21 protein-coding genes are annotated in these 19,523 nt (G+C 54.3%); 2 read left to right on the top strand and 19 right to left on the bottom strand.

Annotation, left to right across the window (positions count from 1 at the left end; genetic code table 11):
* Positions 1-6: 6 nt before the first annotated feature.
* Genes thiK through hinT form a run of 4 tightly spaced genes read right to left on the bottom strand, consistent with a single transcriptional unit; the run spans position 7 to position 2,202 of the window.
* Positions 7-831: a thiamine kinase gene (gene thiK / locus MXM41_RS08090; RefSeq protein ID WP_325931906.1), complete on the bottom strand. Its 825-nt coding sequence runs from the start codon at positions 829-831 to the stop codon at positions 7-9.
* The gene (lpoB, locus tag MXM41_RS08095; protein WP_325931040.1) at positions 812-1,462 is read right to left on the bottom strand and encodes a penicillin-binding protein activator LpoB; all 651 of its coding nucleotides are present in this window, start codon (positions 1,460-1,462) and stop codon (positions 812-814) included. Before lpoB ends, thiK begins: the two co-directional genes overlap by 20 nt.
* Positions 1,463-1,472: 10 nt before the next feature.
* Positions 1,473-1,841, bottom strand: coding sequence for a YcfL family protein (locus tag MXM41_RS08100; protein WP_325931042.1), 369 nt, complete (start codon positions 1,839-1,841; stop codon positions 1,473-1,475).
* 1 nt (position 1,842) lies between these two features.
* Entirely contained in the window at positions 1,843-2,202 is a 360-nt protein-coding gene (gene hinT / locus MXM41_RS08105) for a purine nucleoside phosphoramidase (RefSeq protein WP_325931044.1), read from the bottom strand.
* A gap of 352 nt (positions 2,203-2,554) precedes the next feature.
* On the opposite strand from hinT, the gene fhuE reads away from it, so the two are divergent.
* Entirely contained in the window at positions 2,555-4,744 is a 2,190-nt protein-coding gene (gene fhuE / locus MXM41_RS08110; protein WP_325931046.1) for a ferric-rhodotorulic acid/ferric-coprogen receptor FhuE, read from the top strand.
* Between the two features lie 146 nt (positions 4,745-4,890).
* On the opposite strand, the gene ptsG is transcribed toward fhuE, so the two are convergent.
* The 14 genes from ptsG to yceD form a co-directional block, all read right to left on the bottom strand.
* A complete protein-coding gene (ptsG, locus tag MXM41_RS08115) occupies positions 4,891-6,324 on the bottom strand; it encodes a PTS glucose transporter subunit IIBC (RefSeq protein ID WP_325931048.1) in 1,434 nt (477 codons plus the stop codon).
* Between the two features lie 297 nt (positions 6,325-6,621).
* On the bottom strand, positions 6,622-7,416 hold the full coding sequence (locus tag MXM41_RS08120; RefSeq protein ID WP_325931050.1) for a metal-dependent hydrolase: 795 nt from the start codon (positions 7,414-7,416) through the stop codon (positions 6,622-6,624).
* A 10-nt stretch (positions 7,417-7,426) separates the two neighbouring features.
* Positions 7,427-8,431 (bottom strand): DNA polymerase III subunit delta', encoded by a 1,005-nt coding sequence (holB, locus tag MXM41_RS08125; RefSeq protein WP_325931052.1) that lies wholly within the window; start codon positions 8,429-8,431, stop codon positions 7,427-7,429.
* Entirely contained in the window at positions 8,428-9,069 is a 642-nt protein-coding gene (tmk, locus tag MXM41_RS08130; protein ID WP_325931054.1) for a dTMP kinase, read from the bottom strand. Before tmk ends, holB begins: the two co-directional genes overlap by 4 nt.
* Positions 9,059-10,081 carry a cell division protein YceG gene (gene yceG / locus MXM41_RS08135; RefSeq protein ID WP_325931056.1) on the bottom strand — a complete coding sequence of 341 codons (1,023 nt, stop codon included), beginning with the start codon at positions 10,079-10,081 and terminating at the stop codon, positions 9,059-9,061. Before yceG ends, tmk begins: the two co-directional genes overlap by 11 nt.
* Before the next feature lie 2 nt (positions 10,082-10,083).
* Complete coding sequence (gene pabC, locus MXM41_RS08140; protein ID WP_325931058.1) at positions 10,084-10,893, bottom strand: aminodeoxychorismate lyase; 810 nt, start codon at positions 10,891-10,893, stop codon at positions 10,084-10,086.
* Between the two features lie 141 nt (positions 10,894-11,034).
* Entirely contained in the window at positions 11,035-12,276 is a 1,242-nt protein-coding gene (gene fabF / locus MXM41_RS08145) for a beta-ketoacyl-ACP synthase II (RefSeq protein ID WP_325931060.1), read from the bottom strand.
* 91 nt (positions 12,277-12,367) lie between these two features.
* Positions 12,368-12,604, bottom strand: a complete 237-nt coding sequence (acpP, locus tag MXM41_RS08150; RefSeq protein WP_000103754.1) for an acyl carrier protein — start codon at positions 12,602-12,604, stop codon at positions 12,368-12,370.
* 153 nt (positions 12,605-12,757) lie between these two features.
* Entirely contained in the window at positions 12,758-13,492 is a 735-nt protein-coding gene (gene fabG, locus MXM41_RS08155; RefSeq protein WP_325931063.1) for a 3-oxoacyl-ACP reductase FabG, read from the bottom strand.
* Between the two features lie 13 nt (positions 13,493-13,505).
* Complete coding sequence (fabD, locus tag MXM41_RS08160) at positions 13,506-14,435, bottom strand: ACP S-malonyltransferase (RefSeq protein WP_325931065.1); 930 nt, start codon at positions 14,433-14,435, stop codon at positions 13,506-13,508.
* 15 nt (positions 14,436-14,450) lie between these two features.
* Complete coding sequence (locus MXM41_RS08165) at positions 14,451-15,404, bottom strand: beta-ketoacyl-ACP synthase III (RefSeq protein ID WP_103179091.1); 954 nt, start codon at positions 15,402-15,404, stop codon at positions 14,451-14,453.
* A 6-nt stretch (positions 15,405-15,410) separates the two neighbouring features.
* Complete coding sequence (plsX, locus tag MXM41_RS08170; RefSeq protein WP_325931069.1) at positions 15,411-16,445, bottom strand: phosphate acyltransferase PlsX; 1,035 nt, start codon at positions 16,443-16,445, stop codon at positions 15,411-15,413.
* A gap of 79 nt (positions 16,446-16,524) precedes the next feature.
* Complete coding sequence (gene rpmF, locus MXM41_RS08175; protein ID WP_003857964.1) at positions 16,525-16,698, bottom strand: 50S ribosomal protein L32; 174 nt, start codon at positions 16,696-16,698, stop codon at positions 16,525-16,527.
* 16 nt (positions 16,699-16,714) lie between these two features.
* Complete coding sequence (gene yceD, locus MXM41_RS08180; protein WP_325931072.1) at positions 16,715-17,236, bottom strand: 23S rRNA accumulation protein YceD; 522 nt, start codon at positions 17,234-17,236, stop codon at positions 16,715-16,717.
* A 141-nt stretch (positions 17,237-17,377) separates the two neighbouring features.
* On the opposite strand from yceD, the gene MXM41_RS08185 reads away from it, so the two are divergent.
* The gene (locus tag MXM41_RS08185; protein ID WP_325931074.1) at positions 17,378-17,962 is read left to right on the top strand and encodes a nucleoside triphosphate pyrophosphatase; all 585 of its coding nucleotides are present in this window, start codon (positions 17,378-17,380) and stop codon (positions 17,960-17,962) included.
* Positions 17,963-18,034: 72 nt separating this feature from the next.
* On the opposite strand, the gene rluC is transcribed toward MXM41_RS08185, so the two are convergent.
* A complete protein-coding gene (rluC, locus tag MXM41_RS08190) occupies positions 18,035-18,982 on the bottom strand; it encodes a 23S rRNA pseudouridine(955/2504/2580) synthase RluC (protein WP_103823711.1) in 948 nt (315 codons plus the stop codon).
* Between the last annotated feature and the right edge of the window lie 541 nt (positions 18,983-19,523).

Below are 19,523 nucleotides of genomic sequence, written 5' to 3' on the forward strand. Positions count from 1 at the left end.
CCTCTCTTATTCTGTTGTTTCTAACTGGCGCCAGATCTCATCGGCCAGCGTCATAAATTGTTTGTCTTGTGATTGCTGCCAGCGCAGCTCAAACCAACCGGCCATCAGCATCAGCACCCAGGGTCGCCAGCGCGTCACCTGACGCTGCAACAGCGTCAGATCGATCTGCGCGGCCTGAGCATATGCGATGAGCAGCGCCTGACGCTCAGCGTCACCTTCTGTCCAGACGCTCGCCAGCTCCAGCGCCACATCCCCGTCACCCGCATACTCCCAGTCCAGCAACCGGCTGCCGACTTCCGTATGTACGATGTTACCCGCATGAACGTCCATATGCAGCGGCGCCAGTCGCAGCGGGCGCGGCTCTCCCCGTTTCAGCAGACGTTTGTACCATCTCAGCCATAACGGCGTGCGTCGGGAAGGTGAGGACTGTAGCCAGTACTGTTCCAGCAGCGGCATCAGGGTGATACGCCAGCCAAACAGAGGCTGTTGATGAAGATGATACAGCATCGCGGCCAGCACAGGTGCGGCGGGCAACGTGGTTTTGATAATACCCGGCAGATAATCCACCGCTATCCAGCCGGGACTGTAAAAGTGCGGCTGGGGGGCAATGTCGGCGGGAAGATGGCGCAGGGCATGGTACTGACGGCGAAAATGAGCGGGCGTGGCCAGGGCGGCATGAGACTGGCGCAGCACCAGACGACGTGCTGCATCCTCAATAATGCAGCTCGCGCCGCTCAACCCGGCGTGGGTCGGCGGCGCGACGATGCGAAACTGCGGAAAAAAGCGCGACAGCAGCGCGTCGCGCGTCAGGTTACTGTTGCTGAACTGCACCTTTACCCGACCAGATAATCTCACCTGTTTGAACCAGCATCAGCTGCATCTGCAACGCCGGGGAATTCACGTTGCCGGTGGCGCTGGAGTAAAGCACATACTGCGCGCCCACATTACGGGCAATGCCAATGGCTTTACTGCGTGACCCCAGGCTGTCCTGTGGGGAGAGGCCTAACTGCTGCTTGGCCACTGCGAGCTGCTGCGCGGATACCAGCGTAAATTTACCGTTATTCGCCAGCGCGTTGCGCAGCGTTTCGGTTGCTTCAGCGGCATTAAGACTGCCGTTAGTGCGGTTGTTGACGCTGTCCACCAGCAGCACGCTGCCTGCGGTAACGCCCTGCGCCTGCAACATTTTGCCCACCATCGGCTGCATCGCACCGTTCCAGTCATAGTGACGTTCACGCGGTGCAGGCTGGGCGGTTTCATCCTGATGCTCTATCGGGCCAGGCTGTGCGGGAACGCTTGGCACGGTAGGAACGGTGGGAACTGGCTGCGTTGGCTGAACCGGCTGTTCGGTGCCCGGTTTGACCTCTTCCACCGGTGCTGGTGGTTGCTCAGTGCGGCTAATACAGCCCGACAGAAATAGTGCAAAAGCCGTGACAAGCGCGTAACGACTGATGTTATTAATCAAAATTCACCCCTCAGAGATATAAATAAAGTCTGACCTTATGCGCACCCAGGTAGTTTGCGCTGCCGTACAGCTTAACCGACGATTTTGCCGGAATGGTTACACTGCGTGGTGCTTCAAGTGGATGCATTTCCAGGCCGCGGGCGTCATACCAGAAAAAACGGTAATGCACGGTAACCGGCTCATCTCTTTCATTGAACAGCACAGAGGAGGCGGACGGTTGAATTTCGCTGATCGTAAGCGAAGGCTGGTCGGCGGTGATACCAGCCGCCAGCACCGATGACTCCATTACCAGCGTTTGATCGTTATTAACGGGTATCGACGGTTGCGAACTGCATCCCGCCAATGCTATTACCAGCGCCGCCATCCATCCTCTTTGCATCTCAAAGACCTTTATGCGCCAGCATCGGCCCCAGCGGTCGACCGCCCAGCAGATGCATATGAATGTGATAAACTTCCTGACCACCGTGGCGGTTGCAGTTCATGATTAGACGGTAACCGTCTTCGGCAATGCCTTCCTGCTCAGCGATTTTCGCCGCTAGTGTCAGCATACGGCCTAATGCCAGTTCATGCTCAGTTTTCACATCATTAACCGTCGGAATCAGAATATTAGGAACAATGAGTATGTGGGTGGGCGCCTGTGGAGAGATGTCGCGAAAAGCGGTAACCAGTTCATCCTGATAGATGATATCTGCCGGGATCTCGCGGCGGATAATTTTACTGAAAATGGTTTCTTCAGCCATGAGGTTTTCCTTATTCATTTAATCTGGCGACGTGACCGGAGACAACCCGCCCGGTGCAGGCGCATTATGTTGTGACACAACTCAAGAGTATGAGCGACTTTCTCCTGTCCTTTCAACCTTATCCCCCGATTTCTTTGCATGTACGCCCCGATCTGCTTGCTCCGTGACCACCTCCTCCCCGCTGGCTGTGAAACATTATTTCACTTACCGCCGCAACATCTGTTTACAGTGATAACTCGAATGCGTATATTTCGCATTTGCATTTTCATGCACAACTAATACCTAAAAAAACCACTTCAGCTCGTCCAGACGGGACTGATGCACACCATTCACCGTTCATAAGGGTTTGATGATGTCTTTCACCATTCAATCCAGGGAAGGGCAATCCCGGTCTGTCGCAACACCTTCGTTGCTGGCGGCCTGCATTGCTATGGCATTGATGCCAGCCACCACTTTCGCTGCTCCGGCTGAAGATACTGTTATTGTTGAGGGATCGTCTCAACCGGGTGACTCCGCTGATGACGGCCAGGACTACAGCGTTAAAACCACCGCCGTGGGCACCAAAATGCAAATGGTCCAGCGTGATATTCCGCAGTCGGTGACGATCGTCAGCGAACAGCGCATGGAAGACCAGCAGCTGCAGACCCTGGGTGACGTGATGGACAGCACAATGGGGATCAGCAAAAGTACGACTGATTCCGATCGCAGCAACTATTACTCCCGTGGTTTCGAAATCGACAACTACATGGTCGATGGCATCCCGACCTATTTCGAGTCACGCTGGAATCTGGGCGATTCCCAGTCTGATATGGCGCTGTTTGAACGCGTCGAAGTCGTGCGCGGCGCCACCGGCCTGATGACCGGGACAGGTAACCCGTCGGCGGCAATCAACATGGTGCGTAAGCATGCCACCAGCCGTGAATTTAAAGGCAATCTGTCCGCAGAATACGGAAGCTGGAACAAACAACGTTACGTTATGGACATGCAAAGTCCATTAACGGAAGACGGTAACCTGCGCGGCCGTATTGTGGCGGGTTATCAGGACAGTGACTCCTGGCTCGACAACTACAATCAAAAGCGAACCTTCTTCTCCGGTATCCTGGACGCTGACCTGGGCACCAGCACATCGCTGTCCGCCGGTTACGAGTACCAGCGTAACGACATCAATAACCAGACGTGGGGAGGCTTACCGCGCTGGAACACCGACGGCAGCACCAGACATTACGACCGCGCTCACAGCACGTCACCAGACTGGGCGTACAACGACAAAGAGTTCAATAAGGTCTTCTTCACCCTGAAGCAGCGCTTTGCCGACGACTGGCAGGCGACGCTGAATGCGACCCATACCGAAGCCAAATTCGACAGCAAAGCGATGTACATCGATGCCTTTGTGAATAAGAGCACCGGCATGCTGGAAGGCCCCTATGCGAACTATGGTGCGGGTTATGATTACATTGGCGGTACCGGCTGGAACAGCGGCAAGCGTAAAGTAGATGCAGTGGATCTGTTTGCCGATGGGGGCTATGAGCTGTTGGGCCGCCAGCACACCATGATGATTGGCGGCAGCTTCAGTCGTCAGACTAATCGTTATACCAACTCGTGGGCGAACGTCTATCCGGAAGAGTTCGGCAACTTCTACGACTATAACGGTAACTTCCCGGAAACCAACTGGGGATCGCAGTCGCTGGCCCAGGACGACACCACCAACATGAAGTCGCTGTATGCGGCAACCCGTATCTCGCTGGCCGATCCGCTGCACCTGATCCTCGGCGCGCGTTACACCAACTGGAGTATTGAGACCCTGACCTACGGCATGGAGAAAAACCACACTACGCCTTACGCGGGTCTGGTTTACGACATCAATGACAACTGGTCTGCCTACGCCAGCTATACCTCTATCTTTCAGCCGCAGAACTACCGTGACAGCTCGGGCAAATACCTTGACCCCATCACCGGTAATAACTATGAGGCAGGTCTGAAATCCGACTGGATGAACAGCCGCCTGACCACCACCCTTTCCGTGTTCCGCATCGAGCAGGATAATCTGGGCCAAAGCACCGGCCGAACGATTCAGGGCTCCACGGATACCGCTTATGAGAGCGTGGACGGTACCGTGAGCAAGGGCGTGGAGTTTGAAATCAACGGCGCGCTGACGGACAACTGGCAGATGACCTTTGGCGCAACGCGCTACGTTGCGGAAGATAACGAGGGCAAAGCGGTTAACCCGAACCTGCCGCGTACCTCGGTGAAACTGTTTACCCGCTATCGTCTCCCGGCCATGCCTGAGCTGACCGTAGGCGGCGGCGTTCAGTGGCAAAACAGCGTCTACACTTACCAGGATACCCCTTACGGCACCTGGCGTGCATCGCAGGGCAGCTACGCGCTGGTAGACCTCTTCACGCGTTACCAGGTGACGAAGAACTTCTCCCTGCAGGGTAACGTGAATAACCTCTTCGATAAGACTTACGACACGAACGTTGAGGGCGAAATTGTCTATGGCGAACCGCGTAACGTGAGCCTGACCGCAAGCTATCAGTTCTGACAGACAATCCGGGTTCCAGGGAGCCTTATGGCTCCCTTTTTTGTGCGCTCTGCTTGCCGGGTGGCGCTGCGCTTGCACGGCATGTCACAAACTACAGAAATAAAAAAGGCAGCCATTTGGCTGCCTTAGTCTCCCCAGGTCACAACTTAGTTGCTGCGGATGTACTCATCCATTTCGGTTTTCAGGTTATCGGATTTCGTACCGAAGATAGCCTGTACACCGGAACCGGCAACAACTACGCCAGCTGCGCCCAGTTTTTTCAGACCCGGCTGGTCTACTTTTGCAACATCAGCAACGCTCACGCGCAGACGAGTGATGCACGCGTCGAGGTTAGTGATGTTCTCTTTACCACCGAAGGCTGCAACCAGTGCTGGAGCCATTTCGCTGGTCGCACCTGCTTTGCTGTCTTCTGTTGCATCTTCACGACCCGGGGTCTTCAGATCCAGCGCTTTAATCAGCACGCGGAAGACGGTGTAGTACACCACCGCGTAGCAAGCACCGACAATCGGGAACAGCCACAGCTTGCTGCTGTTACCGGACAGAACGATAAAGTCGATCAGACCGTGCGAGAAGGAAGTCCCGTCACGCATACCCAGCAGGATACAGATTGGGAAGGCCAGACCTGCCAGAACCGCGTGGATGATGTACAGGATCGGCGCAACGAACATGAAGGAGAACTCGATCGGCTCGGTGATACCGGTCAGGAACGAGGTCAGCGCTGCGGAGATCATGATACCGCCCACTTTTGCACGGTTCTCTGGTTTAGCAGAGTGCCAGATTGCAATCGCAGCAGCCGGCAGGCCGTACATTTTGAACAGGAAGCCGCCAGACAGTTTACCTGCGGTCGGGTCACCCGCCATGTAGCGTGGGATATCGCCGTGGAACACCTGACCTGCTGCGTTGGTGTATTCGCCGATCTGCATCTGGAAAGGAACGTTCCAGATGTGGTGCAGACCGAACGGCACCAGGCAACGCTCGATGAAGCCATAGATACCGAACGCCACAACCGGGTTCTGGTATGCAGCCCACTGAGAGAAGGTCTGAATAGCGGAACCAATCGGTGGCCAGATGAAGGAGAGGATCACACCAGTGAAGATCGCTGCCAGACCAGAGATGATCGGCACAAAACGCTTACCGGCAAAGAAGCCCAGATACTCAGGCAGCTTGATGCGATAGAAGCGGTTGAACATATAGGCCGCAATCGCACCCGAGATGATACCGCCCAGAACACCGGTATCCGCCAGGTGTTTTGCCGCGATTTCTTCAGCAGGTAAATGCAGCACCAGAGGCGCGACCACGGCCATGGTTTTCACCATAATGCCGTAGGCAACAACCGCAGCCAGAGCAGATACGCCGTCGTTATTGGTGAAGCCAAGCGCCACACCGATGGCGAAGATCAGCGGCATGTTTGCAAAAACAGATCCGCCCGCTTCTGCCATAACATGAGAGACAACGGCTGGCAGCCAGCTGAAGTTAGCAGAACCGACGCCCAGCAGAATACCTGCGATAGGCAGTACGGATACTGGCAGCATCAGCGATTTACCGACCTTCTGCAGGTTAGCAAATGCATTCTTAAACATAATTGAGAGTGCTCCTGAGTATTTGTGCTTTTTTTACGTTTTCACGCATTGGCACGGGGGGAGAACCGCGCCGTGGACAGGACATCTAAGCGCCCTTTATTTATTACACAGAGTAAAATAAATCTGTGTATCTTTGTTTGACGGCTATCACGTTTCAGCGTTCATTACCTGAAAAACTTTCAGTATTTTACAAAAAAGATGACTAAATGTTTCCAGAAACGTGTTCACCGCCCTCATTTTGGCGGTGAACTTTACTCGCTTTAGGTATTAATTACGAGCCTAAAAAAAACTGACTCGTCATGCAGATTGCAGGCGGGCGGGATCGATGTGAAACAGACTGGCAAAATTGTGGGTGGTGATGCGTGCCAGTTCTTCAACCTCGACGCCTTTCAAAACAGCCATATATTCGGCCACATCCCGTACCATCGCGGGTTGGTTTTCTTTACCACGATGCGGTACCGGTGCCAGATAAGGGGAATCTGTTTCCACCAGCAGACGATCGAGCGGGACATAACGCGCGGCATCACGAAGCTGCTCTGCATTACGGAACGTCACGATCCCGGAAAACGAGATATAAAAACCCAAATCCAGCAGCTTGCCCGCTGTTTCTCTGTCTTCTGTGAAACAGTGTAGTACGCCACCACAATCCGTCACCTTTTCTTCCGTGAGGATCGCCAGCGTATCGGCACGGGCATCGCGGGTGTGGACGATCACCGGCTTGTTCAGCTCCCGACCGATGCGGATATGGTCACGGAAGGATTCTTGCTGGCGGGCTTTCGTTTCCGGAGTGTAAAAATAATCCAGCCCGGTTTCGCCCATCGCCACCACGCCCTCTTCTGCCGCCAGACGGCGTAAATCTTCAACGTCGTATGCTTCATCCTGGTTCAACGGATGCACGCCGCAGGAGAAAACCACGTTATCGCGCGCGCCCACCAGCTCGCGCATGGTGCGGTAGCCGGGTAACGTTGTGGCGACCGCCAGACAAAATTTCACATCGCGGGCGGCGGCTTTTTCCAGCACGTCATCAACGTTTTTATGCAGGGATTGATAATCCAGGCCATCGAGATGGCAGTGTGAGTCGACTAAAAACATAATGTCTCTCTCAGAGATGGGATACAGGCAGCGTCGTGCCCGGTTGCAGGTAATGCTCAATAGTGAGTAACAGGTCGGTCAGCACAAGCTCCCGATTCAGCCCCGTTACGCTAAGGAGTTGTTCGCGACACTGGCATACGTCATGAAGCATAGCCCGCAATGCCATACCTGGCAGGCACCGGGCGAGGTTATGAGCCAGTTGCCAGGCATCGGCGTTGCTGAGCTGGTTCGCCCCCTGCTGAATTTTAAGGGCATCAAGCAACAGCGTCGCCAGCCAGTGCAGACGCTCTGTCGCCTGTTCATGATTCAGTACCGGCAGGAGGCTCATCCAGTCGCCGCTGTCTGGCACTGTCCCGAGCGTCTGGCAAAGCTTTTCACGTTGCCCCCAGACATTGGGCTGCAGTAAGGCCAGCGCGGCCGCGGGGGCGCCGCCGCACAGACGCAACGCACTCAGCGCCGCCTCTTGTGACGTTGTCACTTCTCGCGCAAGCCAGCTGATAGCCCATGCTTCCTGCGGTGCACTAAGATGATGCAAACGGCAGCGGCTACGCAAGGTCGCCAGCAGCCGTCCGGGTTCGCGGCAGGCCATCAGGAACCAGGTATTTTCCGGCGGTTCTTCCAGGGTTTTTAACAGCGCGTTTGCCGCCGCTTCGGTCAGCTGGGCGGCATCCTTCAGCCAGACGACTTTTGCCCCGCCAAGCCGCGCGCGCTCGTACAGCTTTTCGCTGACCGTGCGCACCGCATCAATGCCTAGCGTCGTTTTGCCCTTTTCTGGCTCCAGCGTGTAATAATCCGGATGCGTTTGCGCCTGCATCAGCTGACAGCTGCGACACTGGCCGCAGCTCTTATGCCCCTGTGGTTGCTGGCACATAAGAAAACGGCTGATAGCGTAAATCAGCGCTTCATCGCCCATCCCCGGGAGCGACTGGATAAGTAACGCATGATGCCCCCGACCGGACTGATAGCTGTTCACAAGCTGTTCAAAGTGCGGGCGCAACCATGGGTACCATTTCATGCCTGTTGTTCCTTCAGCCAGCCAGTGACCGTTTCACGAATGGCGTCCATCACCGTTTCCAGCGGTTGTGTCGCGTCAATGGTGCGAATCGAGCTGTCCTGGGCGGCTAATTCAAGGTAACGGGCGCGGGTACGGTTGAAGAAGTCCAGGGACTCCTGCTCAATACGATCCAGTTCGCCACGGGCACGGGCGCGCTTCAGCCCCACTTCCGGCGTCACGTCGAGGTAGAGCGTCAGGTTCGGGCGGAAGTCACCGAGCACTGCATCACGCAGCGTAGCAAGCATGTTCTGGTCAATACCGCGCCCCCCACCCTGGTAAGCCTGTGTGGAGAGGTCGTGGCGGTCGCCGATGACCCAGCATCCGCGCGCCAGCGCAGGTTTGATAACGGTTTCGACCAGCTGGACACGCGCAGCGTAGAACATCATGACTTCGGCTTTGTCCGTAATCACTTCGTCGCCGACCGACTTGATGTCCAGTACGAGACTGCGCAGCTTTTCCGCCAGCTGTGTACCGCCCGGCTCGCGGGTGAAGATCATCTCTTCGATGCCACACTCTTTCAGCGTCTCGACTACGGTGTCGCGGGCGGTGGTTTTACCGGCGCCTTCCAGCCCTTCAATCACGATGTAATTACTGCGCATTTTTTTCCTTAAGTGCCTTCAGATAGTCCTGGACCGAACGATTATGACTGGCAAGATTGGTGTTGAAAGTATGTCCACCCTTTCCATCAGCGACGAAATAGAGATACGGCGTTTTGGCCGGATGCGCGGCGGCACTCAGCGATGCCTGACCCGGTGTGGCAATCGGCCCCGGGGGTAACCCGCTAATAACATAAGTATTATAATCGGTTGGGGTTTCAAGGTCCTTTCGCGAAATCTTGCCCTTGTAGTTTTCCCCCATCCCGTAGATCACCGTTGGGTCGGTCTGCAGACGCATACCGATACGCAGGCGATTAATAAATACTGAGGCTACCTGCTCGCGCTCACTGGCCACCGCTGTCTCTTTCTCAACGATAGAAGCCATGGTAACGAACTGGTTTTGATCTTTATAAGGCAGGTTTTCTATCCGCCCTTCCCAGGCTTTATCCACCGCTTCAACCATCTTTTTGTGCGCACGTTGCAATATTGCCACATCAGTAGTGCCTGCGGTGTACATCCAGGTATCTGGCCAGAACCAGCCCTCTACCCATTCAGGATGTTCAAAATTCAGGGCCCGGGCGACGCCAGCATAACTGTCGTCCGGCAGCGTGTGCTTGATGTATGGCGCATCGCGTAGCTGCTTCAGGTAATCGCTCAGGCGCATCCCCTCAACAAAACGCAGCGGAAACTGTGCCTCTTTACCGCTTTCCAGCAGCTCCAGCATCTCCTTCACGGTCATCCCCGGCGTAAAGCGGTAAGTACCCGCTTTAAAGTGGGAGAGCTCTGGCTGAACGCGTAATAACCACTGGAACACCCGCGGACGGTTAATGATCTTCTCTCCATACAACTGCTCGCCCAACGCCAGTCGCCCGGTGCCGGGCTTCAGCGTAAATACCGTCTCGTCGGCGATCAGGATTTTGCTGTCCGCCAGCTGGCGAACCTTCCACATCCCCACGCCAGCGGCAATGCCCAGCACGACAACAACGAGGAGAATAAAGCGCAACATTTTCTTCATGACTATCTGATTTGCTCACACAGAGGGGCTAAAAACAGGTACAACTCACGCGATGTAAAACGGTGAGAACCATACTGGCGCACCGGCACGACAGGCATTAGCGCGTTGCACACGACGATCTCGTCGGCATCGTTCAGCGCAGCTTCGCACGCCTGCACTTCGACCACTGGAAACCCCGAGTGTGCCAGCTGGCGCAAACAAAACTGCCGCATCAGACCATTAACGCCTGCCTGATCCAGACGAGGGGTAAACACATTCTTACCCTGCCGCCAGAATAAATTCGCCGCACAGCATTCCGTAATGACCCCTTCGCTGTCAAGAACCAGCGCTTCATCGGCGTCGGTCTGTTCAAGATGGGAGCGGATCAACACCTGCTCAAGCCGGTTGAGATGTTTGATCCCTGCAAGCTGCGGATTACGTCCCAGTCTGACCGGGCTGAGTGTCAGGGCAATGCCTTCGGCGCGCCAGCGATCGTAATGGGCCGGATACGCCGATACCGACAGAATACGAACTGGCTCCGAACAGCCAGCCGCGCTGTATCCTCTGCCGCCGCTTCCCCGACTGATAATCACTTTCAGCACGCCGCGTTCGACATCCTTAGCCTGCCCTGCCATTTCATTTTTTAACGCTGCCCACTGTACAAAAGGAATGAACAGTTTTTCACAGGCTGTCTGCAGCCGTTGCAGGTGCGCCTCGAGCAGGCATACCTTCCCCGCGACAATGCGTGCCGTTGTGAAACATCCATCACCAAACTGAAAAGCCCGGTCGCTTGCCGGAAGCTGTGCCTGCTTTATGCCATTTATCAAGAACATGGTGGCTCCTTTAAGATGGTCGAATAGTCTGGCAGGAAGGATGCCCCGGGACAAGGGAAGAAACCCGAATAAAAAAGGCCCGACAAGCGGACCTTTTTTATCAATATTCCGGGAAGCAAGTATACCGCCCGGCTTTCAGCCTCAGATCTTTTTAAAGATCAGAGAGCCGTTGGTGCCGCCAAAGCCGAAGGAGTTACACAGGGTATACTCCATACCGCTGACCTGACGCGCTTCGTGCGGAACGAAGTCCAGATCGCAACCTTCATCCGGGTTATCCAGGTTGATGGTTGGCGGAACGGCCTGGTCGCGCAGCGCCAGGATAGAGTAGATAGACTCTACTGCTCCTGCCGCGCCCAGCAGGTGGCCGGTCATGGATTTGGTCGAGCTGACCATTACGCGGCGGGCTGCATCACCAAACACAGACTTAACGGCCTGTGCTTCTGCAATATCACCCGCAGGCGTAGAGGTACCGTGCGCGTTCACATAGCCAATCTGACCCGGTTCGATACCCGCATCACGGATAGCATTAACCATAGCCAACGCAGCACCCGCGCCGTTCTCTGGCGGAGAGGTCATATGATAGGCATCGCTGCTCATGCCGAAGCCAACGACTTCTGCATAAATTTTCGCGCCGCGTTTTTTCGCATGCTCGTACTCTTCAAGTACGACCATACCTGCACCGTCACCCAGCACAAAGCCATCACGGTCTTTGTCCCACGGACGGCTTGCCGCCTGCGGATTATCATTGCGGGTAGACAGGGCGCGTGCGGCACCGAAACCACCTACGCCCAGCGGGGTGCTGGCTTTCTCTGCGCCACCGGCGACCATCGCATCAGCATCGCCATAAGCAATCATACGCGCTGCCTGGCCGATGTTGTGCACGCCCGAAGTACAGGCAGTAGCAATGGAGATGCTTGGCCCGCGCAGGCCATACATGATGGTCAGGTGACCTGCCACCATGTTAACAATCGTTGACGGAACGAAGAACGGGCTAATCTTACGAGGGCCACCATTCACCAGAGAGCTGTGGTTTTCCTCGATTAAGCCAAGACCGCCAATCCCGGAGCCAATAGCGGCACCAATACGGGTTGCGTTCTCTTCCGTAATTTCAAGGCCAGAATCCTGCATGGCCTGAACGCCAGCGACAATTCCATATTGAATGAAGGCGTCCATCTTGCGCTGTTCTTTGCGCGAGATGATCTCTTCACAGTTAAAATCCTTTACTAAGCCAGCAAATTTCGTTGCATAGGCGCTAGTATCGAAATGGTCGATTAGGCTAATGCCACTCTGACCGGCAAGGAGAGCTTTCCAGGTGGACTCTACGGTATTGCCGACAGGAGATAACATGCCAAGTCCGGTCACAACTACACGACGCTTAGACACGCTTGTCCTCCAGGGAGGGATAAAAAAAGAAACACGAGGGACTACAAAAGAAAAAACTCAGGCGGTCGAATGACCGCCTGGAGATGTTCACTTACGCCTGGTGACCGTTGATGTAATCAATGGCAGCCTGAACGGTGGTGATTTTCTCAGCTTCTTCGTCCGGAATCTCAGTATCAAACTCTTCTTCCAGAGCCATTACCAGCTCAACGGTGTCAAGAGAATCTGCGCCCAGGTCTTCAACGAAAGAAGCATTGTTGGTCACTTCTTCCTGCTTAACGCCCAGCTGTTCGCCGATAATTTTCTTAACGCGTTCTTCGATAGTGCTCATACTCTTAAATTTCCTATCAAAACTCGCTTTCGCGATGGTTTTCGTAGTGTATAAAATGTTGAAAAATTTGCAACTAAATCCCGGCAGGTCTTACCACGATTTTGCGTTATTTTGAGGCCATTCGACCTAATAACGCAAATTTTTTTATCGTGGTTAAACCATGTACATTCCGCCGTTGACGTGGAGAGTTTCACCAGTGATGTAACTCGCTTCGTCAGAGGCTAAAAATGCAACCGCGCTGGCGATTTCTTTAGGGTCACCTAAACGACCCGCTGGAACTGCCGCCAGCGTACCCGCACGCTGCTCATCGGTCAGCGCACGCGTCATGTCCGTTTCAATAAAGCCCGGAGCAACAACGTTTACAGTAATACCGCGGGACGCGACTTCACGCGCCAGCGACTTACTGAAACCGATCAGACCTGCTTTCGCCGCAGCGTAGTTTGCCTGACCAGCATTTCCCATGGTACCAACCACAGAACCGACAGTGATAATACGCCCATGACGCTTCTTCATCATAGCTCGCATTACCGCTTTTGACAGACGGAACACAGATGACAGGTTGGTTTCGAGAATATCGTTCCACTCGTCATCTTTCATTCGCATCAGTAAGTTGTCGCGAGTGATTCCGGCATTATTGACCAGAATATCCACTTCGCCAAATTCTGCGCGAATATTTCCAAGAACAGATTCGATAGATGCAGGATCGGTCACATTCAACATCAGACCTTTACCGTTCGCACCCAGGTATTCACTGATAGCCTGCGCGCCGTTTTCGCTGGTGGCGGTACCGATCACTGTCGCGCCGCGAGCGACGAGAGTTTCAGCGATAGCACGACCAATACCACGGCTTGCGCCAGTGACCAGTGCGATTTTTCCTTCAAAACTCATGGTATTCCTCTTCTTACTGCGCAAGTGCCGCTGACAGTGCTTCCGGCTCGTTAATCGCCGATGCGGTCAGGGTGTCAACAATACGTTTTGTCAGACCGGTGAGGACCTTACCCGGGCCCACTTCATACAGGTGTTCAACGCCCTGTGCTGCCATAAATTCAACAGTTTTCGTCCACTGAACCGGGCTGTACAGCTGGCGAACCAGCGCGTGGCGGATGGCCTCTGGCGCGGTTTCACACTGTACATCAACGTTATTTACCACCGGAATAGCCGGTGCGTTGAAGGTGATTTTTTCCAGCTCAACAGCCAGTTTATCTGCAGCAGGCTTCATCAGCGCGCAGTGCGATGGTACGCTCACCGGCAGCGGCAGCGCACGTTTCGCGCCGGCGGCTTTACAGGCTGCGCCTGCACGCTCAACCGCTTCTTTATGGCCGGCAATAACCACCTGGCCCGGCGAGTTGAAGTTCACCGGCGAAACGACCTGGCCTTCTGCTGACGCTTCGCACGCTTGCGCAATAGAAGCATCATCCAGACCAATAATGGCTGACATGCCGCCCGTGCCTTCCGGCACCGCTTCCTGCATAAATTTGCCGCGCAGTTCAACCAGACGCACAGCATCAGCAAACGCAATCACACCCGCGCAAACCAGCGCAGAGTATTCACCCAGGCTGTGACCGGCCAACAGCGCTGGCGTTTTGCCACCCTGCTGTTGCCATACGCGCCACAGCGCGACCGATGCAGTCAGCAATGCGGGCTGCGTCTGCCAGGTTTTATTCAGCTCTTCGGCAGGCCCTTGCTGGGTCAGCGCCCAAAGATCGTAGCCCAGAGCCTCAGAAGCTTCACGAAAAGTCTCTTCGATTACCGGAAACTGCTCCGCCAATCCAGACAACATTCCAACGGCCTGAGAACCCTGGCCGGGGAACACAAAAGCAAATTGCGTCATTTTCTTATCCTTTTTCTAGAAACGAACCAGCGCAGAGCCCCAGGTGAAACCGCCACCGAAGGCTTCGAGCAAGACCAGTTGGCCCCGTTGAATTCGTCCATCGCGCACCGCTTCGTCAAACGCGCACGGTACTGATGCTGCAGACGTGTTGCCATGACGATCCAGCGTCACCACAACGTTATCCATAGACATGCCGAGCTTCTTCGCTGTGGCGCTAATAATGCGCAGGTTAGCCTGATGCGGCACCAGCCAGTCGAGAGCGGAACGCTCAAGATTATTGGCTTCCAGCGTCTCGTCAACGATATGCGCCAGCTCGGTTACCGCCACTTTGAAAACTTCGTTTCCGGCCATGGTCAGGTAGATGGCACTGTCCGGATTAACTCGATCCGCGTTTGGCAGCGTTAACAGTTCGCCGTAGCGACCGTCTGCATGCAGATGCGTCGAGATAATGCCCGGCTCTTCAGATTGTCCTAACAGGACGGCACCCGCGCCATCACCAAAAATAATGATCGTCCCGCGATCGTTAGGATCGCAGGTGCGCGCCAGCACATCAGCACCGATAACCAACGCATACTTCACCGCGCCGGATTTCACGTATTGATCGGCAATGCTCAGCGCGTAGGTAAAGCCTGCGCAGGCTGCGGCAACGTCAAACGCCGGGCAACCTTTGATCCCCAGCATGTTCTGAACCTGACAAGCTGCGCTTGGGAAGGCATGCGTGGCGGAGGTGGTCGCAACGATAATCAGGCCGATGTCGTCTTTATCGACACCCGCCATTTCCAATGCGCGCTGGGCGGCTTCATAGCCCATGGTGGAAACTGTTTCATCTGGCGCGGCAATACGACGTTCGCGGATACCTGTACGCGTGACGATCCATTCGTCAGACGTATCTACCATTTTTTCCAGATCGGCGTTGGTTCGCACTTGCTTTGGCAGATAGCTGCCGGTACCTAAAATCTTCGTATACATGTACGCTCAGTCACTTTTTGCTAATACAGATCCCAGGCGAGCGGCAATCCGCTGTGGGACTTGTCGCTGCACCGCCTGCACTGCCTGTTCAATCGCGACGGTAAACGCTCGCTGATTGGCCGCACCGTGACTCTTAATCACAATGCCGCGCAATCCTAACAGACAGGCGCCATTATACTGGTCGGGGTTGAGGTGACTGAATCGCCGCGCCAGGCTCTTTTGTAACCAACGCTTTAATATAATCAGCCACCATGACCGTTTTTTACCCTCTCCCTGCGATTTAAGCAGAGAAAGAAACATTCTCACCACCCCTTCCATGGTTTTTAATGTAACGTTTCCTGTAAACCCGTCACACACCAGTACATCCGTTTTTCCGGTCAATAATTCGTTGGCTTCGAGATATCCAATATAGTTGATGGAAGGCTCGTTTTTTAGCCGCTCGGCAGCGTCACGGATGCTGTCGAGACCTTTGGTCTCTTCTTCACCAATATTCAGCAAGGCAACGCGGGGATGAGAAATCCCCACCACTTCTTCTGCCAGCACCGAGCCCATGACGGCAAACTGCGCCAGCATAACACTGTCGCAGTCGACGTTAGCGCCTAAATCCAGCACCACCGTTTTGCCCTTTTGCTGATGGGGCAGTACCGTCACCAGCGCCGGGCGCTCAATACCGTCAATGGGTTTGAGCAGTAATTTTGCCAGCCCCATCAGCGCCCCGGTATTCCCGGCGCTGACACAGGCTTGCGCACGCCCCTCTTTAACCAGCTCTAGCGCGATGCGCATTGAGCTTCCGCGACTGCTGCGGATCGCCTGTGAAACCCGGACATCACTGGCAATAACTGACTGGGCAGGAATAATCTGCAGACGTGAACGTTGTTCGAAGTCAGCTTTTGCGAGTAATGGCGTGATAGCGTCGGGATTGCCGACTAAAAGAAGAGTGAGTTGCGAATTAGAGTTCAGTGCCTGCAATGCTGCAGGCACTGTCACGGAAGGGCCAAAATCTCCCCCCATGACATCTAACGCCAGGGTTAGACGTGTCAAGGTATCGTCGCAGCCTGGTTCGGTATATCCCCGCTTGCACGGGGAAACCCTCACTAAGCCTAATCACGCAAACGCGTGATTACTTAGTGATAACCTTGCGGCCGCGGTAGAAACCGTCAGCAGTGATGTGGTGACGCAGGTGTTTTTCACCAGAAGTCTTGTCTACAGACAGGCTGGTAACTGCAGTCAGCGCGTCATGGGAACGACGCATGCCACGTTTGGAACGGGTTGGTTTATTCTGTTGTACGGCCATGGACCTTACTCCTTAATTACTTACGCTTTAAGCTGGCTAATACGGCAAATGGGTTTGGTTTTTGCGCTTCATCAGGCAGTTCCCCAAAGACCATGTCCGCCTCGGACACTTCACAGTGTTCAGAATCATGCACCGGAACTACAGGCAAAGTGAGGATGATTTCATCTTCAACTAACGCCAGCAGATCGATTTCACCGAATTCGTTAACCTCAATCGGCTCATACGCTTCCGGGAGTGCTTCAGCCTGTTCGTCTGAACGAACCGGACTGAAACAATATGTTGTGTGAACATGAAGTGGGAACGGTTTCCCGCAACGCTGACACTCGAGCGTAACCGATACCTTTGCATCACCGGTTAAAACGGCGAGGCGCTGGTTATCGATAGCGAACGACATGGAGCATTCCACATCACTGTCCACACTGACTACGGATTCGGCAATACGCTCAGCCTGTTCACGGGTATAAATACCTTCGTAATCGAGGCGTTTTTGAGCCGTACGAACCGGATCAAGAGTCAGGGGTAATTTTACCTTTTGCATAGGGCGCGCATATTAACTTTGTAACGTCATAGAGTCAAAGAAAAAGGCAACCTCAGGCTGCCTTTTGCCAATTATTCGCACACATTGCGGCCCGTAGTTTAAAATGGCTGGCATCGATACGCTATATCTGGTGAAAAAAATATGCCAAATCTTATTCTCGCCTCAACTTCGCCCTACCGCCGCGTGTTGCTGGAAAAACTTGGCGTACCCTTTGAATGCGCCGCGCCGAATGTGGATGAAACGCCACAACCCGGAGAATCGCCACGGCATCTGGTGGTACGTCTGGCGCAGGAAAAAGCGAAAAGCCTGGCAGCGCGATTTCCTGACCATCTGATTATAGGTTCCGATCAGGTTTGTGTCCTTGATGGAATCATCACCGGTAAACCGCATACCGAAGAAAAGGCGCGCCAACAACTGCTGAAAGCGCGTGGCAATATCGTGACCTTCTATACCGGACTCGCCCTTTATAACAGCGCGACAGGCCATCTCCAGACGGAATGCGAACCCTTTGACGTTCACTTTCGCCATCTCAGCGAGCAAGAGATTGATGATTACGTTCGCAAAGAGCGCCCGTTAAACTGCGCGGGGAGCTTTAAGAGCGAAGGGCTGGGAATAGCATTATTTGACAGGCTGGATGGACGCGATCCGAACACGCTGGTGGGATTACCGTTGATTGCGCTGTGCCAGATGCTGCGCCGGGAGCATTACAACCCGTTGATGGCGTAACTTACGCCAGGTGACGCTGCGTTTGCCCGGCCTACAAACCCCAGGCCGGTGCAAGCGTAGCGCCGCAGGCAATTATCCGCGCAGAACTTTAAGGCAGCGCTTCAATTGCTCGTCCATTGGGGCTTCGATGCGCATCACCTCGCCTGTACCTGGATGGGTAAACTTCAGCGCGGCGGCATGCAGGAACAGGCGAGACAAGCCCGTACCGGCCAGTTGCTTATCAAATTCACGATCGCCATAACGATCGTCAAAAGCGATAGGATGACCCGCATGCAGAGTGTGAACACGGATCTGATGAGTACGGCCGGTAACCGGGCTGCATCGTACCAGCGTGGCGAATTCATAACGCTCTTCAACTTTGAAGCGGGTTTCAGACGGTTTTCCTTCCTGACTCACGCGAACAATACGCTCACCGCTTTGCAGGATGTTTTTTAATAACGGTGCCTGCACCACTTTGACATGGGACTGCCACTGACCCCGCACCAGGGCGAGGTAATCCTTCTGCATTCCTTTCTCACGCAGCTGTTCATGTAGCGAACGCAGCGCCGAACGCTTTTTCGCCACCAGCAGTACGCCTGAGGTGTCGCGGTCAAGTCGATGCACGAGCTCAAGGAAGCGCGCTTCCGGACGCAGCGCGCGCAGCCCTTCGATGACGCCGAAGCTCAGGCCACTACCGCCGTGTACTGCTGTGCCGGAAGGTTTGTTGAGCACCAGGATATGGTCGTCTTCATATAAAATCACATCCGTCAGCGCGGCAACCTTATTCAGATGTGGCGATACCGCCTCTTCTTCCCGCTCGGCTACGCGCACGGGTGGAATGCGCACTTCATCACCCGCTTCAAGTTTGTATTCAGGTTTGATGCGCTTCTTATTTACACGCACCTCACCCTTACGCAAGATGCGGTAAATCATACTCTTTGGCACGCCCTTCAGTTGCGTACGCAAAAAGTTGTCGATGCGTTGCCCCGCTTCATCATCGGTAATGGCAACCATTTTTACGGCTGGAGTCTCTGTTTTCATGGGGGGCGATTCTAATTATCGGCAGCCAATAGCGCCACTCATTTTTCTATGCTTATATTTAGTTTTACCCGGTCGCTGTTTCGTTCGCGCAATCGATTTGGTGGTTATTAAACCAATCCTGTGTGAGAAGTGAAAAAACTGTGAGTAACCGGGTGATAATTGGCAAAAGTCATCTTGCTATAACCGGGTTAGCAATGGAATAATGCTGCAGTTTTCCGTGTTAAATCCTGGTTAAGCAAGGATATCGACGGAATGACCAATTTTGTCTGACCGATCATCCACGCAGCAATGGCGTAAGACGTATTGATCTTTCAGACAGTTAGCGGGCTGCGGGTTGCAGTACTTACCGGTAAATGGAATCTTTTCTGGAGAGTTTTACCCAGGCTATTCCCCTGATAATCGCGCTGTATTTCCGTATGAAATACAGGCAACCGACACTTTGCGCCTCTTAAGCGAGCGACAACCGTGAGGTTGGCGACGTGAATAGACACGAGGCCATCGGTTCATACCCCGGAAAGCGTCACCTTGCCCGCAGCTTAGT

The sequence above is a fragment of the Leclercia adecarboxylata genome, from assembly GCF_035787115.1.
Classification (GTDB): Bacteria; Pseudomonadota; Gammaproteobacteria; order Enterobacterales; family Enterobacteriaceae; genus Enterobacter; species Enterobacter adecarboxylatus_E.

Excerpts from the sequence above, each read along its gene's own strand:
- fhuE (WP_325931046.1), top strand. The coding sequence starts at position 2,555 with ATGTCTTTCACCATTCAATCCAGGGAAGGGCAATCCCGGTCTGTCGCA.
- pabC (WP_325931058.1), bottom strand. The coding sequence starts at position 10,893 with ATGTTCTTGATAAATGGCATAAAGCAGGCACAGCTTCCGGCAAGCGAC.
- yceG (WP_325931056.1), bottom strand. The coding sequence starts at position 10,081 with ATGAAGAAAATGTTGCGCTTTATTCTCCTCGTTGTTGTCGTGCTGGGC.
- rluC (WP_103823711.1), bottom strand. The coding sequence starts at position 18,982 with ATGAAAACAGAGACTCCAGCCGTAAAAATGGTTGCCATTACCGATGAT.
- MXM41_RS08185 (WP_325931074.1), top strand. The coding sequence starts at position 17,378 with ATGCCAAATCTTATTCTCGCCTCAACTTCGCCCTACCGCCGCGTGTTG.
- hinT (WP_325931044.1), bottom strand. The coding sequence starts at position 2,202 with ATGGCTGAAGAAACCATTTTCAGTAAAATTATCCGCCGCGAGATCCCG.
- MXM41_RS08100 (WP_325931042.1), bottom strand. The coding sequence starts at position 1,841 with ATGCAAAGAGGATGGATGGCGGCGCTGGTAATAGCATTGGCGGGATGC.
- MXM41_RS08165 (WP_103179091.1), bottom strand. The coding sequence starts at position 15,404 with ATGTATACGAAGATTTTAGGTACCGGCAGCTATCTGCCAAAGCAAGTG.
- rpmF (WP_003857964.1), bottom strand. The coding sequence starts at position 16,698 with ATGGCCGTACAACAGAATAAACCAACCCGTTCCAAACGTGGCATGCGT.
- fabG (WP_325931063.1), bottom strand. The coding sequence starts at position 13,492 with ATGAGTTTTGAAGGAAAAATCGCACTGGTCACTGGCGCAAGCCGTGGT.
- tmk (WP_325931054.1), bottom strand. The coding sequence starts at position 9,069 with ATGCGCAGTAATTACATCGTGATTGAAGGGCTGGAAGGCGCCGGTAAA.
- ptsG (WP_325931048.1), bottom strand. The coding sequence starts at position 6,324 with ATGTTTAAGAATGCATTTGCTAACCTGCAGAAGGTCGGTAAATCGCTG.
- acpP (WP_000103754.1), bottom strand. The coding sequence starts at position 12,604 with ATGAGCACTATCGAAGAACGCGTTAAGAAAATTATCGGCGAACAGCTG.
- holB (WP_325931052.1), bottom strand. The coding sequence starts at position 8,431 with ATGAAATGGTACCCATGGTTGCGCCCGCACTTTGAACAGCTTGTGAAC.
- MXM41_RS08120 (WP_325931050.1), bottom strand. The coding sequence starts at position 7,416 with ATGTTTTTAGTCGACTCACACTGCCATCTCGATGGCCTGGATTATCAA.
- yceD (WP_325931072.1), bottom strand. The coding sequence starts at position 17,236 with ATGCAAAAGGTAAAATTACCCCTGACTCTTGATCCGGTTCGTACGGCT.
- fabD (WP_325931065.1), bottom strand. The coding sequence starts at position 14,435 with ATGACGCAATTTGCTTTTGTGTTCCCCGGCCAGGGTTCTCAGGCCGTT.